General features: G+C 69.5%; 14 protein-coding genes. 8 read left to right on the forward strand and 6 right to left on the reverse strand.

What is annotated here, in order from left to right:
- Positions 1-20 precede the first annotated feature (20 nt).
- Positions 21-1,217, forward strand: a complete 1,197-nt coding sequence (locus ACFQV6_RS26585; protein ID WP_378030313.1) for a WXG100 family type VII secretion target — start codon at positions 21-23, stop codon at positions 1,215-1,217.
- On the forward strand, positions 1,214-1,465 hold the full coding sequence (locus tag ACFQV6_RS26590; protein ID WP_378030314.1) for a hypothetical protein: 252 nt from the start codon (positions 1,214-1,216) through the stop codon (positions 1,463-1,465). The genes ACFQV6_RS26585 and ACFQV6_RS26590 overlap by 4 nt, the downstream gene beginning before the upstream one ends.
- A gap of 694 nt (positions 1,466-2,159) precedes the next feature.
- Here ACFQV6_RS26590 and ACFQV6_RS26595 read toward each other — a convergent pair.
- Positions 2,160-3,470 (reverse strand): hypothetical protein, encoded by a 1,311-nt coding sequence (locus ACFQV6_RS26595; protein ID WP_378030315.1) that lies wholly within the window; start codon positions 3,468-3,470, stop codon positions 2,160-2,162.
- 241 nt (positions 3,471-3,711) lie between these two features.
- On the opposite strand from ACFQV6_RS26595, the gene ACFQV6_RS26600 reads away from it, so the two are divergent.
- Positions 3,712-3,933, forward strand: coding sequence for a hypothetical protein (locus ACFQV6_RS26600; protein ID WP_378030316.1), 222 nt, complete (start codon positions 3,712-3,714; stop codon positions 3,931-3,933).
- 36 nt (positions 3,934-3,969) lie between these two features.
- On the opposite strand, the gene ACFQV6_RS26605 is transcribed toward ACFQV6_RS26600, so the two are convergent.
- Positions 3,970-4,515, reverse strand: a complete 546-nt coding sequence (locus ACFQV6_RS26605; protein ID WP_378030317.1) for a GNAT family N-acetyltransferase — start codon at positions 4,513-4,515, stop codon at positions 3,970-3,972.
- Between the two features lie 138 nt (positions 4,516-4,653).
- Here ACFQV6_RS26605 and ACFQV6_RS26610 point away from each other — a divergent pair, with 138 nt between their 5' ends.
- From ACFQV6_RS26610 to ACFQV6_RS26620, 3 genes are read left to right on the forward strand one after another with little or no spacing between them, the layout of a single operon-like run.
- A complete protein-coding gene (locus ACFQV6_RS26610) occupies positions 4,654-5,829 on the forward strand; it encodes a segregation/condensation protein A (RefSeq protein ID WP_378030318.1) in 1,176 nt (391 codons plus the stop codon).
- Positions 5,826-6,929 (forward strand): SMC-Scp complex subunit ScpB, encoded by a 1,104-nt coding sequence (scpB, locus tag ACFQV6_RS26615; protein WP_378030319.1) that lies wholly within the window; start codon positions 5,826-5,828, stop codon positions 6,927-6,929. The genes ACFQV6_RS26610 and scpB overlap by 4 nt, the downstream gene beginning before the upstream one ends.
- Positions 6,898-7,653 (forward strand): pseudouridine synthase, encoded by a 756-nt coding sequence (locus tag ACFQV6_RS26620; protein ID WP_378030320.1) that lies wholly within the window; start codon positions 6,898-6,900, stop codon positions 7,651-7,653. The genes scpB and ACFQV6_RS26620 overlap by 32 nt, the downstream gene beginning before the upstream one ends.
- 177 nt (positions 7,654-7,830) lie before the next feature.
- Here ACFQV6_RS26620 and ACFQV6_RS26625 read toward each other — a convergent pair whose 3' ends face one another.
- Positions 7,831-8,811, reverse strand: a complete 981-nt coding sequence (locus tag ACFQV6_RS26625) for an ABC transporter substrate-binding protein (RefSeq protein ID WP_378030321.1) — start codon at positions 8,809-8,811, stop codon at positions 7,831-7,833.
- Between the two features lie 255 nt (positions 8,812-9,066).
- Positions 9,067-10,002 (reverse strand): LysR family transcriptional regulator, encoded by a 936-nt coding sequence (locus ACFQV6_RS26630; RefSeq protein ID WP_378030322.1) that lies wholly within the window; start codon positions 10,000-10,002, stop codon positions 9,067-9,069.
- A gap of 82 nt (positions 10,003-10,084) precedes the next feature.
- Between ACFQV6_RS26630 and ACFQV6_RS26635 the strand changes: the two genes are divergently transcribed.
- Positions 10,085-11,398: an MFS transporter gene (locus ACFQV6_RS26635; protein ID WP_378030323.1), complete on the forward strand. Its 1,314-nt coding sequence runs from the start codon at positions 10,085-10,087 to the stop codon at positions 11,396-11,398.
- 167 nt (positions 11,399-11,565) lie between these two features.
- On the opposite strand, the gene ACFQV6_RS26640 is transcribed toward ACFQV6_RS26635, so the two are convergent.
- Entirely contained in the window at positions 11,566-11,802 is a 237-nt protein-coding gene (locus ACFQV6_RS26640) for a hypothetical protein (protein ID WP_378030324.1), read from the reverse strand.
- Positions 11,803-11,890: 88 nt separating this feature from the next.
- Here ACFQV6_RS26640 and ACFQV6_RS26645 point away from each other — a divergent pair, with 88 nt between their 5' ends.
- Positions 11,891-13,183 carry a hypothetical protein gene (locus ACFQV6_RS26645; protein WP_378030325.1) on the forward strand — a complete coding sequence of 431 codons (1,293 nt, stop codon included), beginning with the start codon at positions 11,891-11,893 and terminating at the stop codon, positions 13,181-13,183.
- A 12-nt stretch (positions 13,184-13,195) separates the two neighbouring features.
- Here ACFQV6_RS26645 and ACFQV6_RS26650 read toward each other — a convergent pair whose 3' ends face one another.
- On the reverse strand, positions 13,196-14,005 hold the full coding sequence (locus ACFQV6_RS26650; protein WP_378030326.1) for a metallophosphoesterase: 810 nt from the start codon (positions 14,003-14,005) through the stop codon (positions 13,196-13,198).
- Positions 14,006-14,012: the final 7 nt, after the last annotated feature.

The following is a 14,012-nucleotide window of genomic DNA, read 5'->3' on the forward strand; positions in this document are numbered from 1 at the left end:
GGCTCGGGACCGGAACCGCCGTGGTGAGCGACAACCCGCTCGTCGCTCAGCCGCAGGAAGCGACGACCTGGTACAGCGGGCTGGGCCTGGTCGAGGACGCCGTCGAGATCAGCAACGGCATCCACGACAACAGCTGGGTCGATGCCACTCTCGGCGGCGTGGGTGGCAGCCTCGACACGCTGGCGTTGGCGATCGACCCGTTCGGTTCGCTGATGGCATGGGGCGTCGGCTGGCTGATCGAGCACGTCAAACCGCTGACCGACGCCTTGGACTGGCTGGCCGGTGACCCCGCCGAGATCGCCGCGCACGCCGCGACATGGCGCAACATCTCCGCCTCCGCCACCGACATCCACCAGCAGTACGCGAGCGCGGTCCGCACCCACACGGCGCATTGGCACGGTACCTCCGGCGACGCGTACCGCAACCACGCCATCGGACATCTCGGCGCCATCGAAGGCATCGCCGCCGTGACGAAGGGCATCGCCTCCGCGGTTGAGGGTGCGGGCCTGCTGGTGGCCCTGGTACGCGAGATCGTGCGTGACCTGATCTCCCAGTTCGTCGCCACTCTCGGGGTGCGGCTTCCGCAGTGGCTGGCGGCCGAAGGGCTGACGCTCGGCCTCGCCACTCCGGTTGTTGTCAGCCACGTCGCCACTCTGGTCGCCACGTGGGCCGGCAGGATCCAGCACTTCGTCCGGGCGTTGCTCGACAGCCTGCGCCGCCTCAGCGGCAGACTCACCGAGCTGACCGGCATACTCGACCGTCTCAAGCATCTGCTCGGGCAGCTCAGCCGCGCTGACCCCCTAGCTGGGTCGCCTCGTGCCGGCGATGGTCTGTACTCGCGGTCCGGCGCGATGACGAATCGTGAGGTCCTCGATCAGGACGTCGGCCTGCCACGTACCGCACAGACCGTTCAGCATTACGCGGATCTGGCCGGCGTCGACTTCCGGGGCGTTCCGGTGGAGGTAGTGCAGAGTGCGGACGACGTCGCCTATTTAGACTTCCAGGGCGCCGTGGCCAGAACCGACCCGCTCGGCGTACAGCTGGGTCCGGCGGCTTTTCAGGACGAGGAAACGTTGGTGCGGACGCTGGGGCACGAGAGCGTGCACGTTCGCCAGCATGAGGACGGACGGGTCACGACGTTGACGGGGCCGTTGGAGGACGAGGCGTACGAGGCTGAGGAAGGCTTCGTCGCACGATGGAGGAGGAACCGCGGATGACCCGGCTCGTCGTGGAGCGCGTGCACCGGCTTTCGAGCCGTCCCTGGCTGTTCGTCACCGGGCAGCTTGAGGGCGACGCCCTGAGCATCGGTGACGAGCTGACGGTGGCCTACGGCGGTGCCACTTCCGCCCGTGCCGTGGTGAGGTCGATCGAACTCCACGCCGCCGAGTCCAGGACGACCGTCGCCGTCGACGCTGACCTCGCCGATGCCGTCGGCGAAGGGGCCGTGCTGACCCGGGCCGACTAAAGGCACCAACTGGTCCCGCACAGAGCGGCAACCAGCGCACACACAACGGCTCCGTGCGCTTCCACCCACGCCATAGGCGACACCAGCGCACTCGCAACCCCAACGTGCGCGCTAGTTGCCGCTCAATGCCGTCACAGCACAGCCACAGCCGCAATGCCGGCGCGATCAACCCGACCGCCAATACCTGCGTGCCCGCCAGCCGCGAACCCCGAGCTGGCGTTCACGCAGGTCACCAGCGGCTCGTAACCCACGTGGACGCCAGCCGAGCGGACTCGGTCGGCGGCTACGCAGGTAGCGGGCGCCTCGTGACCTGCGTGGATGCCAGCCGGGCGGGGGCTCAACTGGCGGCTATGCGGGTGAACCCGAGGCGGGAGCGGGATCAGGGGGTGGTGCGGCGCAGGAGGAGCCAGGCGTCGGCGGGGAAGAGGCGGCGGGCGATGGCCCACGACGTGCGGGAGTAGTACGGTCTGGCGGCCACCGCGTCGATGATCTTCGGATCCGAGCCGCGATGATCAGCGGGGTTGCGGGCGGCGAAGGCGATGGCTGTGGCGATGGAGTGGTAGTAGGGCCCTGGCCGAAGATCTGGTACCCGATGGTCACGCCGTCGTCCGCGCGGGCGTAGTGCACGGCGGGCTGACTGTCCATGCGTTCAGTATCCGGCGCGGGCGCGCTGCGGCGTACCACGAAGTCGTCGTTACCCCCGGGAGGTAGTGGGAAAGGCCTCTGTGCGCATGGTGACGCCGCCCGTCGTGGCCAGGCAGATCTTGTCGTCCGGCGTGGACAGTGTGGTGATCTGCACGTCCTGAAGTGTCACCACGACGGTGGCCTCGTCGAGCGGGATGCGCAGGTCGGGGATCCGGGTGACCGGCTGCGGCGGCATCCTGGCGATCTGCCCCTCGGCCGCCGCGGTGAGGACCGGCGCGAGCGCGTTCACCACGGTCCGCAGCACGTTGTCCAGGAACGCCGGTACCCCGTTGAAGTCGAAGTCGAAGGTGACCGACTCGAGCCGGTCGAGCTTGAGCACCACCTCGTTGGCGGCGCCGACCGAGGCGGTGACCCGTACGGTCGGGTGGGCGGTGGCCGTCCCGTCGAAGGACCAGCCCACCGGCTTGGCCCACAGGTGCAGGTCGACGTCGATGCGCGCGGTGCCCCGCAGCCGGCCGTTCTGCCCCGGGACCACGTCGAGGGAGAAGTCCGAGAACCGGGCCGTGTACTCCGCCGAGACCGTCACGTCCACCGGCAGCAGCCGGATCTGGGCGGACCAGTCACCGGTCACCGGATAGGCGGCCGCCGCGTTGTCGAGAAGCTGGTTCAGCATCGGCGCGCGTACCGCCACGAACACCTTGCGCTCCGGCCACGCCCCGGCCAGCGGTGCCGTGCCGGGCAGGTGCGGCTGCAGGGCTGTGGTGGCGAGCAGCCGGCCCTCACCGGTCGCCACGACCGGGGGAGCGATCTGCAGCGTGCCGAGCCCGAGGGGCGGGATGCGCAGTTGGCGCAGGAAGTTCTGCTCGATGAGCCGGACCAGTTCGGGCACCACGCCGCGGTTGACGATCTGGGTGAGGGCCGGGTTGCCGGGCACGTCGATCCGGGCGGTGACCAGGTCGGCGGTGAGCACCCCGCCGGACTCGACGATCATCTGCAGGCCGGCGTGCAGCGACGCCTGGAACTCGGTCGGATCACCGTCGGCGTAGTGGAACCTCAGGTCCACCCGGGGCACGAGCAGCTCGAACGACGCCCGGGACGCGGTCACCGCGGCCTGCTCGGCGCTCCCGCCGGCGATGTCGCCGAGCAGCGCCCGGTGCCAGTCGCGGACCTCGGCCGACGGTGCGAGGGTGACGACCGGAACGGTGGCCAGGTCGTAGTCGATGCGGGTCACCGACAGCGCGGGCAGGGCGATCGGCAGGCTGCCGGTCAGCAGCAGGTCGTGGGTGGCGTCGTACACCGACCGGATCACCTCGTTGAGGGCCGGTTCGTCGATGCCGATCACCGCGTCGTAGTCCGGCATGGCTCCTCCTCGGCGGGGCTGCACCCTTCACGGTGGACGGTTACCGCAACCGCGAATAGACCCCGAACGGCGAAAAAGCGCACCGCTTTTCCGATCTGCGGACGGGTGTGCCACAACCGCCGAAAAAACGAATGGTGAACATCTCACTCCGTGGGAGCTAACGCCAGATTTGTTGATCACGTCTACAGTCACCTCGCGCGGGCCGCTCGGTCACGCGGTGTCGAGACAAGGGGAGGCCGGCATGGCGAAGAAGGAAGCCGTCAAGGACAAGACCGCGAAGGCCAAGAGCGAGGTCAAGGCCGCGAAGGCCGACGCCAAGGTCGAGGTCGCGGCCGCGAAGGCGGACGTCAAGGTGAAGGCCGCCAAGGCCGACGCGAAGGTGAAGGCCGCGAAGGCCGACGCCAAGGTCAAGGCTGCCAAGGCCGACGCGAAGAAGTCCAAGAAGGACAGCAAGAAGAAGTGACCTACTGGGCCGCCGTTCTCAGGCGGCGGCCCGACTTCACGATCCGGATTTCACGGATCCGGACTTGGTCGTGAACAGTTCGCACGTCATGTTGTAGTACCGGTCCGTCTGCCCGACATGGGTCATTCCCAAGCGGCGGCAAACCGCCTGCGACGCGGCATTCTCCGGATAGGTCACGGCGAAGACCGGGGAGATGCCAGACCGGGCGGCGTACGAGAGAACAGCAGTCGCCGCCTCGGTGGCGTACCCGTTCCCCCAAGCGTCCGGGTGCAGATGCCAGCCCACCTCGGTCTCCGCGGCGGTCTGCATCGGCTCGCCGGACGCCAGCAACCGCACCAGGAAGACAGTGCCCAGCAGGCGCCCGGTACGGCGATCCTGCACCGCCCAGACGGCATGCTTCTCGTCCTGCCGTTCGCGCCACGAGGCGAGCCGGCCGAGCGCCTCGTCGTGATCGTGCAGCACCTGTGGCCGCGCGCCGAGGAAGCGGACGACCTCGTCGCGGGAGTACATGTCCAGAACGAAGTCGGCGTCCTTGTCCTCCCACTCGCGCAGCAGGAGGCGTGGAGAGATCAGTGACCGCATCGCGGCAGCGTAACCGCGAAACAGCAACCGGTCACGGGTTGCGCCGTTGGACGGTGCGAAGGCTGTCCGGCAACAACGTGGAGGACTGACAGCGTGAGCCCGGAACAGCTGGTGACCGGCATGGACTACGGTCGGCACGTGCCAGAAGAGCCTGCCCAGCCGCCACCCGGCGTGGCCGTGGAAGCCGTCGCTCCCGATGGCGGCACCGCGGTCGACACTGCGAGCGACACCGCTGTCGACACTGCGAGCGACACCGCTGTCGACACTGCCGAGATCGTCTCCGCGGAGACCGATTCCGGCAAGTTCCTCGTGCGGCTGGACAACTTCACCGGCCCGTTCGACCTTCTGCTGCAGCTCATCGGCAAGCACAAACTGGACGTGACCGAGGTGGCGCTGCACCAGGTCACCGACGACTTCATCGCCTACATCAGGGCCATGGGCGACGACTGGGACCTCGACGAGGCGAGCGAGTTCCTGCTGGTCGCGGCCACCCTGCTGGACCTCAAGGCGGCCCGGCTGCTGCCCGCCGCCGAGGTGGAGAACGAGGAGGACCTCGCCCTGCTGGAGGCGCGCGACCTGCTGTTCGCCCGGCTTCTGCAGTACAAGGCCTACAAGGAAGCAGCCGCGCACATCGCGGATCTCGAGGCCACCGGGGCGCGTCGCTGGCCGAGAATGGTCTCTCTGGAGGCACGGTACGCCGACGCGCTTCCCGAGCTCGTCCTGGGCATCGGACCGGAGCGCCTGCTGAAACTGGCACTGCGGCAGTTCCTGCCCAAACCGGGCCCGCCGCAGGTGTCGATCGCCCACATCCACCAGACGCGGGTCAGCGTCCGCGAGCATGCGGCGCTGTTGCGTGAACGGCTCCGCCGGGCGGGCGCCGCGACGTTCAGCCTGCTGATCGCGGACTGCGAGAACACCCTGGAGGTGGTGGCGCGGTTCCTGGCGCTGCTGGAGCTCTACCGCGAGGGGCTGATCGAGTTCGAGCAGCCGGTGTCGCTGGACGAGCTGACCGTGCGGTGGGTCGGCGGCGACGACGTCGATGGTGAGCTGGACATCGACGACTACGAGGGCAGCAAGCCGGAACCGGACACCGCAAAGATGGACCTGCCCGGCGCCGACGACTCTGAAGAGAGCGCCGACGACGCTGAAGAGAGCGCCGACGACGCTCAAGAAAGCGCCGATGACGCTGAAGAGAGCACCGGTTCGGACGAATCCGCCGTGGCCGAGCTTGACGAGCACCCCGCAGATGGTGATCTTGGCGTGGGTGACGACGAGGCGGACGGTGGACCGGCCGTGGTGAAGGAGACATCGTGAGCAGCGAAGAGCGTCCCGACTCACTGGCCGCGCAGGCGGCATCGTGGGTGCCGCCGTGGGAACGCAAGCGCGAGCCCGACCGCGAGTACCAGGCCGCCGCGGAGGCTGAGGCCGAGGAGATCGCGGCCGCAGACGAAGAGGTCGCGGCGGAGGCTGAGCAGGTCACGGCCCAGGCTGAGCAGGCTGCCGCAGAGGCTGAGGAGGCCGTGGCTGACGCCGAGCAGGCGGTGGCCGAAGCCAGGGAGGCCGCCGGCGCGGTGGCGTCGATCGTGGCGGTCGACGCGCCCCACGAGCTCGAGGACGACGACGAGGACGAGGGGCCGGAGCCTACCGAGGACGAGGTCGGCCCGGAGTTGCCTCTGCCCGAGCCCATCGAGGAGGCCGCCGAAGCCCCGGAGAAGGACGAGCCGGAGGGTGACGCGCCGGTGCCGGTGGACGCGCCGTCGGACCACGTACCGGCGCCCGCGTTCGCCTCGGTACCCGTGCAGGCTCGCGGCTCCCGGGACGATCTGGACGAAGAGGACGGCTTCGGTCGTACATCTGAAGTGTCTCTTGATGACGCGGAGCTGGCGGCGGCCCTCGAATCGATCATGCTGGTCGTCGACGAACCCGTCGCCGAATTGCAGCTCGCGCAGGTGCTCGAGCAGCCGGTGGAGCGTGTCGCGCGGACCCTGGAGAACATCTCGGCGCGGTACACCGGTGCGGGTCACGGCATCGATCTGCGGCGCGCGGCCGGTGGCTGGCGGCTCTACACCCGTCCGGAGTACGCGCCGTACGTCGAACGTTTTGTCCTCGACGGGCAGTCGGTCCGGCTCACGCAGGCCGCACTGGAAACACTGTCGGTGGTCGCCTACAAACAGCCGGTGACCCGTTCGCGCATCTCGGCCATCCGCGGTGTGAACTGTGACGGGGTGATGCGTACGCTTGTCACTCGCGGCCTGATCGAGGAGTGCGGCACCGAGCCGGAAACCGGGGCATACCTGTACCGCACGACGGTCCTGTTCCTGGAGAAGCTCGGCCTCAACTCGGTTGATCAGCTGCCGCCGCTCGCCCCGTTCCTGCCCGACGATGTGGAAGAAGTACTCGATGCCTCAGGCTGACACCGCCGAACGCCTCCAGAAAGTCCTGGCGGCGGCCGGTGTTGGATCCCGGCGCGCCTGCGAAGATCTGATCTTCCGGCGGCGCGTCACCGTCAACGGCCGGGTCGCCAAGCTCGGCGACAAGGTCGACCCCGCCACGGCGGAGATCCACGTCGACGGGCAGCGGGTGATCACCAACACCAAGCTGGTCTACGTCGCGCTGAACAAGCCGCGCGGTGTCGTCTCCAGCCTCGACGACGAGAAGGGTCGCACCGAGCTGGCCGACTTCCTCGGCGCCAACTTCGAGCAGCGGCTGTTCCACGTGGGCCGGCTCGACGCCGAGTCCGAGGGCCTGCTGCTGTTCACCAACGACGGTGGCCTGGCGCACAAGCTGATGCACCCGTCCTACGAGGTGTCCAAGACCTATCTGGCCGAGGTGGTCGGGCCGCTGCCGCGCACCGTGGGCCGGGCACTGCAGTCCGGCATCGAGCTGGAGGACGGCCCGGCGCGGGTCGACAGCTTCCGGCTCGTCGACGCGATCGGCAAGACCGCGCAGGTGGAGATCGTCCTGCACGAGGGCCGCAAGCACATCGTGCGGCGGATGATGGACGCGGTGGGTCACCCGGTCACCCGGCTGATCCGTACGGCGGTGGGGCCGATCCGGCTCGGCGACCTGCGACCGGGCGGCTTCCGCCACCTGTCGAACGCCGAGGTCGGCGCCCTGTTCAAGCTGGTCGGCGACTGACGATTCGAAGCGCCGGGCCGCTTGGCGCCGGGCCACTCGGGCGCCGGGCCGCTCGGGTGCCGGGCCGCTCGTGAGGCGGGGCGCTTGGCGCCGGGCCGCTCGTGAGGCGGGGCGCTTGGCGCCGGGCCGCTCGTGAGGCGGGGCGCCGGGCCGCTTGAGGTTTGAGCGGGAGGGCGGTCAGTAGGTCCGGTCTGGCAGGGCCGTCGCGGCGGAGAACTTGTCGAAGACCACGATCTCGGACGAGATGCGCCTGAGCACCTTCCCGCCGTAGAACAGGTCGACGACGGCCTTCATCAGCAGCTCGCCGATCAGGGGACTGCACTCGACGACGTAGTTCAGCTTGCCGTCGATCAGCCCCTGCAGGCCCGCCTTCGTGGCGTCCACCGTGACGATCCGCGACGTGCTGCCCGGTTCGCGGCCGGCGTCCGCCAGTACCGCGGCGGCGCCGAGCCCCATCTCGTCGTTCTGGGCGAAGACGGCGTCGAAGTCCTTGTTGCGCCGCAGCAGTTTGCGCATCGCCGTCTCGCCGCCGGCCTTGGTCCAGTTGCCGGCCTCCCGGTCGATCACCGTGAGCTTCTTCTCCTTGGAGATGGTCTCGGTGAAACCCTGGGTGCGCTGCTTGGCCGGGGTGGAGTCGGGCGTGCCCAAGATCTCGACGACCTTCACCGAGTTCTTGCCGGAGGAGTAGTCGTTCGCCAGGTACGCCGCCGCCAGGTTGCCCTCGGCGACGAAGTCCGCGCCGATCGAGCTGACGTAGAGCGATTCGTCGGCGGTCTTGATCAGCCGGTCGGTCAGGACGACGGGGATACCGGCGGCCCGGGCGCGCTGGAGGACCTCGTCCCAGCCGGACTCGACCACCGGCGAGAAGGCGATGACGTTGACGCGGGCGTCGATGTACGACTGGATGGCCGCGATCTGCCGTTTCTGGTCGCCTTCGGCATTGTCGAACTTGAGCTCGATGCGGTTGTACTCGGCCGCTTTCTGAATAGATTTCGTGTTAGCGAGCCGCCATCCGCTCTCCGAACCGACCTGCGAGAAGCCGAGCACGATCGGCCCGCTGGGCGCGTTCTTGAGGTCGAATCCCTCGTCGTCGGAGCAGCCGCTGATCATGGAGCCGAGGCCTGCCGCACCGAGTAACACGAAGGATCGCCTGTGCATTTGATGGACTCCAAAAGCTTGAGATCACGTGGACATCTGATTACGAAACCGTCACGAACGGCTGTGAACGATAACAACGGCGTGATCTCCATGCAGTCCGAGAGCGTTTTCCCGTGCATTCTCGCTAAGACTGTTTTCGCACGAGATGGTGGAATTATCGGTAAACAAACTGAACGAGACGGTCACGTCCGGCAACCCCGGCATGCCCGCCTCGCGGTGATCCGGACTCTCCGCCGCCGATGACGCCCGGCGTCGTCATGCCGGCCAGCCTCCGGCGACCGGGTCACCGAAGGTCTGTGCCTCCGGCAGAAAGTCGGCGACCAGCGCGATCAGCGCGCGGGAGGCGGCGCCGGGCGTGCGGTCGGCGGGAACGGCGAGCGAGAGCGGCCACTCCAGGTCGGCGCCGGTCACCGCAAGCGTGACCACCCCGTCGGCGCGGGCGTCGGCCAGGATGAACCGGGGGAGGAGCGCGACGCCGAGACCGTGCCGCACGTGCGCCACGCCCGTCGCGATGTCGGCGATCTCGATGGTGACGTGGCGCGGGACCCCGGCGGCGGTGAAGGCGCGGTCGGTGACGGCGCGGTTGCCGTACCCGGCGGGGGAGTCGATGAAGTCCATCCCGGCGAGGTCGCCGATCGGGACGGACCGCCGGCCGGCGAGCGGGTGACCGGTCGGGACGACCAGGTCCATGACCGAGCTGACCAGGCTGATCAGGCGTACGCCCGCCGGCAGCGCACCCGGCAGCGATACGAACGCCAGATCCAGCCGGTGCTCGACGATCGCCTCGATCAGGCCCAGCGAGCCCGACGGTGCGGCGGTCGTGCGCAGCAGCACCCCCGGGTGACGCCGGTGGAACTCACCGAGCAGCGCGGGCAGATCGATGATCCGGATCGAGGTCAGCGTGCCGATCCGCAGGGTGCCGCGCAGACCGCCACGCACCTCGGCCACCGCATCACGAGCGTCGCGCGCCGCGTCCAGGGCGGCACGGGCCTTCGGCAGCAGAGCCGTGCCGGCGTCGGTGAGCAGCACCCGCTTCGCGTTGCGGTCCAGCAGCGAGGCGCCCAGCTCACGCTCCAGAGCCTTGATCGCGGCGGACACCGCGGACTGGACGACGTGCAGGCGCCCGGCGGCCCGGGTGAAGCTCTGCTCCTCGGCGACCGCGACGAAGTATTCGAGCTGACGTAGTTCCACACCTGCGATTATCAATTACACAGATGGGATCCAGCTTCAACTTTCGTTGGTGTTGATGCTCGGCCGGGCCGACAGTGGCGGCATGACCACCGTTCTGACACCGAAGGCCGGGTTCTGGGCGATCGCGCTCGCCTTCCTGACCGCCATGGCGTTCTCCACCGTGCCGACACCGCTCTACCCGCTCTACATGGCCCGCGACGGCTTCTCCACCTTCACGGTCACCGTGGTCTTCGCCGTCTACGCCGCCGGCGTCGTGGTCAGCCTGCTGCTGGCCGGGCACATCTCCGACCGGCTCGGCCGCAAGCGGGTCCTGCTCCCCGCCCTCGCCCTGGAACTGCTCGCCGCCGTCCTCTTCCTCACCAGCGCGTCACTGCCGATCCTGCTCACCGCCCGCTTCCTCACCGGCCTCGGCGTCGGCATGATCACCGCGACGGCCACCGCCTACCTCCAGGAACTGCACGCGGCACACCGGCCGAGTGCCTCACGTCACCGCTTCGAGGTGGTCTCGACCGCCGCCAACAGCGGCGGACTGGGACTGGGCACGCTGATCGCGGGACTCCTGGCGCAGTTTTCGTACGGGCCACTACGCACGCCGTACGTCATCTTCCTGGTCCTTCTGACCGTGAGCCTGATCGCCGTGGCCCTGACCCCGGAGACCGTGCCGCCGCAGGCGGAGAAATACCGTTACCGGCCGCAGCGGATCGGCGTCCACGGTGACCGCACCACCTACCTGGCCGCCGCGGCAGCCGCCTTCGCCTCCTTCGCGGTGTTCGGCGTCTTCACCTCGCTGGCACCCGGCTTCGTGGCCGGCACCCTGCACCACCCGTCCCGCGCCCTGGCCGGCGCGGTGGTCTTCGCGGTCTTCGGCGCCGCGGCCGTTGCACAGACCCTGACCGGTGGTCTCAGCGCGCCGGCCAAGAGTGCGCTCGGGCTGCTCGCCCAGGCCGGCGGGATCGTGGTCCTGGTCCTCGGCATGCACACCGAGAGCCTCCCGTTGTTCCTGCTCGGTGGGGTGAGCGCCGGTATCGGTGCCGGTGTGCTGTTCAAGGCCGCCCTGGGCTCGGTCGCTGCCAGTGCCGCCCCGGCCGAGCGCGGCGCCGCCCTGGCCGGACTGTTCCTGATCGCCTATATCGGTCTAGGCGTCCCCGCGATCGGCCTCGGCCTGGCCGTCCAAACCCTGCCCGCCGTGATCGTCATGACCTGGTTCGCCACCGCCCTGCTCCTCCTGCTCACCGCCACAGCCCTCCTCTCCCACCGCCGCCCCGCCGTTCCCCCCAGCCCCGCCAGTCCCGCCGATCCCACCAGTCCCGCCCGTCCCGCCAGTCCCACCAGTCCCACCAGTCCCGCCCGTCAGCTGGCGCTGAGCGGTGGTTCCGGGGCCGAAAGGCACCGCTGACGCCCAGCCGGGTGAGGCAGCTGGCGCTGAGCGGGGGTTTTTCCGCCGCGAGGCACCGCTGACGTCCAGCCGGGTGAGGCAGCTGGCGCTGAGCGGGGGTTTTTCCGCCGCGAGGCACCTCTCAGGCCCAGCTGGGTGGGAGGCAGGCGGGGGTGCAGTGCGGACGGTCAGGGGTGGTAGCCGTGGGACTGGAGGACGGCCAGGACGCGGGAGCCCCAGGCGTGGTCGTCGGTGTCGCGCCACTGGTGGTCGTGGGCGCACTGCCAGTTCGGCGGTTCCGGGGACATGACGCAGCCACCGAGTGCGAGATCTCCGTCCTCGGCCGCGGCGCGGGCTTCGGGCACGGGAAGACCGAAGATCAGGGGTACGCCGGGCGCACCACACTCGGGGCAGGAAGGGATCACTCTCGCCAACCTACCCACGGGTTCATCCGCTAATCGAGGTGACGTGAAGCGGTCGACGGAGCGGGCGATCGCGGATAGCTTCGCGAGCATGACCGATGAGTGGATAACGGCGCTGGCGCGCTATGCGGGACGGTTTCATACGACTGCGGGCACCGGGCATCATGTCGCTTCGCCGCTCGGGGCGTGGCTGCTGCTGGCGCTGACCGCGTCCGCCGATGACGCGAGCCGTGGTGCGAGCAGCGATGCGAGCCGTCGTGCGAGCAGCGATGCGAGCCGTCGTGCGAGCCGGGATGCGAGCGAGGAACTGGCCGAGGTTCTCGGTGTGGCACCCGCCGAGGCTGCGAAGGTCGCGGCCGCGCTGCTGGAGAACCCGCATCCGCTTGTCGCCGCGGCAACGGCCGTGTGGCACTCCGACCGGGTCGACCCGCAGCAGCTGACCGGGTGGCGGGCGACGTTGCCGGCGGTGACCGAGTTCGGGCCGCTGCCGGACGGGGCCGGACTCGACCAGTGGGCCCGAGACAACACGTTCGGCCTGATCGACAGGTTCCCCATCACGCGGTCTCCGCAGATCGTGCTGCTGCTGGCGAGTGCGCTGGCGACCAAGCTGAGCTGGGACAACCCGTTCGACGTGGTGCCGGCTGAGGAGCTCGGCGGTGCTTGGGCGGGGCGGGTGAGGCAGGTTCTGCGTACGCCGAGGGGCGGGCACACCGCCTTCGTCACTACGTCGCGGATCGCCGGGGACGTGATCGTGCATGCCGCGCCCGCGACCGATGACGAGTCCGGCGCCAAGATGTGGGTGGTGTCGGTGGCCGCCGCACCCGATGTCGCACCGGAGCAGGTGCTCGCCGCCGCCTACGAGATCGCCGGCGACCTCGCCTCCGACCCGAAGGGAAAGCGGGAGGGGAAGCAGGAGACGCGGGAAGGCGAGCACGTCGTGGAGCGGATCTCGCTGTTCGACCTGCCGCTCGGTGAGGCGCCGCTGTGGACGATCCGCGAGGAGCAGCGGTCGGCGTGGGATCGCGAGCACGTGAGCGCGGTGCTGCCTGCCTGGTCAGCCACCAGCGACCATGATCTTTCCGTGCGGGGGCTGGGTTTCGACGCCGCGACCAGGGTGCTGGAGCCGGTGCTGGGCCTGAGCGATCTGGGGTTCGAGGCGCGGCAGGCGGCGACGGCCCGGTTCAGCCGGTACGGGTTCGAGGCGGCGGCGGTCACGGGCTTCGCGACGCTGACGTCGTTGCCGCCGGAGCAGTCGGTGCGGTTCGCCGAGCTGCGGTTCGCCCACCCGTACGCCGTGGTCGCCGCCACCGCACAACCCGGACCGTGGCAGGGCGTCCCGGTCTTCTCCGCCTGGATCGAAACCCCGGAGGACGTAACGGAGTAAAGGGGCGGGCAGTCAGAGGAGGGGCTGCACCGGCAGGCGGGTGAGCAGGATCTGACCACCCTCGAACACGCCACCATCCACCGCGATCGCGCGCCCGTCCGCGTACCGGAATGCGGTCTTGGCAAGATCGAGTGGCACCCGGAACTGCGTCATCAGCGTGCTGTGACCATGCACCAGCGTCTCGGCGCCGAAGGTGGCGAGGATCTTCGCCGCCGCGCCTGCGGCGTGGAACGAGCCGCGACTGCTCAACCGGCCCCAGAAGTGCAGGAACTCGATGGGGTCGGAGGCGGCCAGGTGCCGTTCGACGGTGGCGTTGACCGAGGCGACGTCGCTGCCGAACGCCAGATATTCGGTGGTGTCGGAGTGCATCAGCAGGTGGCCGTCGACGAGTGCCATGGCGGGCAGGCCGGTGAGCCAGGCGACGTGGTCGGGGGTGAGGCGTTCCAGGTCGGTCGGGCGGCCGCCCCAGCGTTGCCAGGCACCCTCGAAGCTCTCCCAGCGGGGCTCGGCGCCGTAGTAGCTCTCCCAGCCGGGCACGGGTGTGGTGCCGAACCGGTGCACGGCCAGTAGGAGCGCCTCGTGGTTGCCGAGCAGCGCGCCGACCTGGCCGCCGGTGGCCGGGGCCTGCGCGGTGAGCCGGCGGATGTCGTCGATCACGCCGATGCCGTCGGGTCCGCGGTCGACGTAGTCGCCGAGCAGCCACAGCCGGGCGTCGCCGCCGGACCAGTCGCCGCTCGCGTCGATCAGGCCGGCATCGCTCAGGGTGGTCCACCATTCGTGGCGATGACCGTGGATGTCGCTGACGACGAAGAGCGGGGGCACGGGCGCG

Source organism: Actinoplanes sp. GCM10030250, from assembly GCF_042666575.1.
GTDB lineage: Bacteria > Actinomycetota > Actinomycetes > Mycobacteriales > Micromonosporaceae > Actinoplanes.

What these genes read in the sequence shown, in the direction of transcription:
- ACFQV6_RS26600 (WP_378030316.1), top strand. Translation starts at nt 3,712, where the DNA reads ATGGCGAAGAAGGAAGCCGTCAAGGACAAGACCGCGAAGGCCAAGAGC.
- ACFQV6_RS26620 (WP_378030320.1), top strand. Translation starts at nt 6,898, where the DNA reads ATGTGGAAGAAGTACTCGATGCCTCAGGCTGACACCGCCGAACGCCTC.
- ACFQV6_RS26635 (WP_378030323.1), top strand. Translation starts at nt 10,085, where the DNA reads ATGACCACCGTTCTGACACCGAAGGCCGGGTTCTGGGCGATCGCGCTC.
- ACFQV6_RS26590 (WP_378030314.1), top strand. Translation starts at nt 1,214, where the DNA reads ATGACCCGGCTCGTCGTGGAGCGCGTGCACCGGCTTTCGAGCCGTCCC.
- ACFQV6_RS26605 (WP_378030317.1), bottom strand. Translation starts at nt 4,515, where the DNA reads ATGCGGTCACTGATCTCTCCACGCCTCCTGCTGCGCGAGTGGGAGGAC.
- ACFQV6_RS26595 (WP_378030315.1), bottom strand. Translation starts at nt 3,470, where the DNA reads ATGCCGGACTACGACGCGGTGATCGGCATCGACGAACCGGCCCTCAAC.
- ACFQV6_RS26645 (WP_378030325.1), top strand. Translation starts at nt 11,891, where the DNA reads ATGACCGATGAGTGGATAACGGCGCTGGCGCGCTATGCGGGACGGTTT.
- ACFQV6_RS26625 (WP_378030321.1), bottom strand. Translation starts at nt 8,811, where the DNA reads ATGCACAGGCGATCCTTCGTGTTACTCGGTGCGGCAGGCCTCGGCTCC.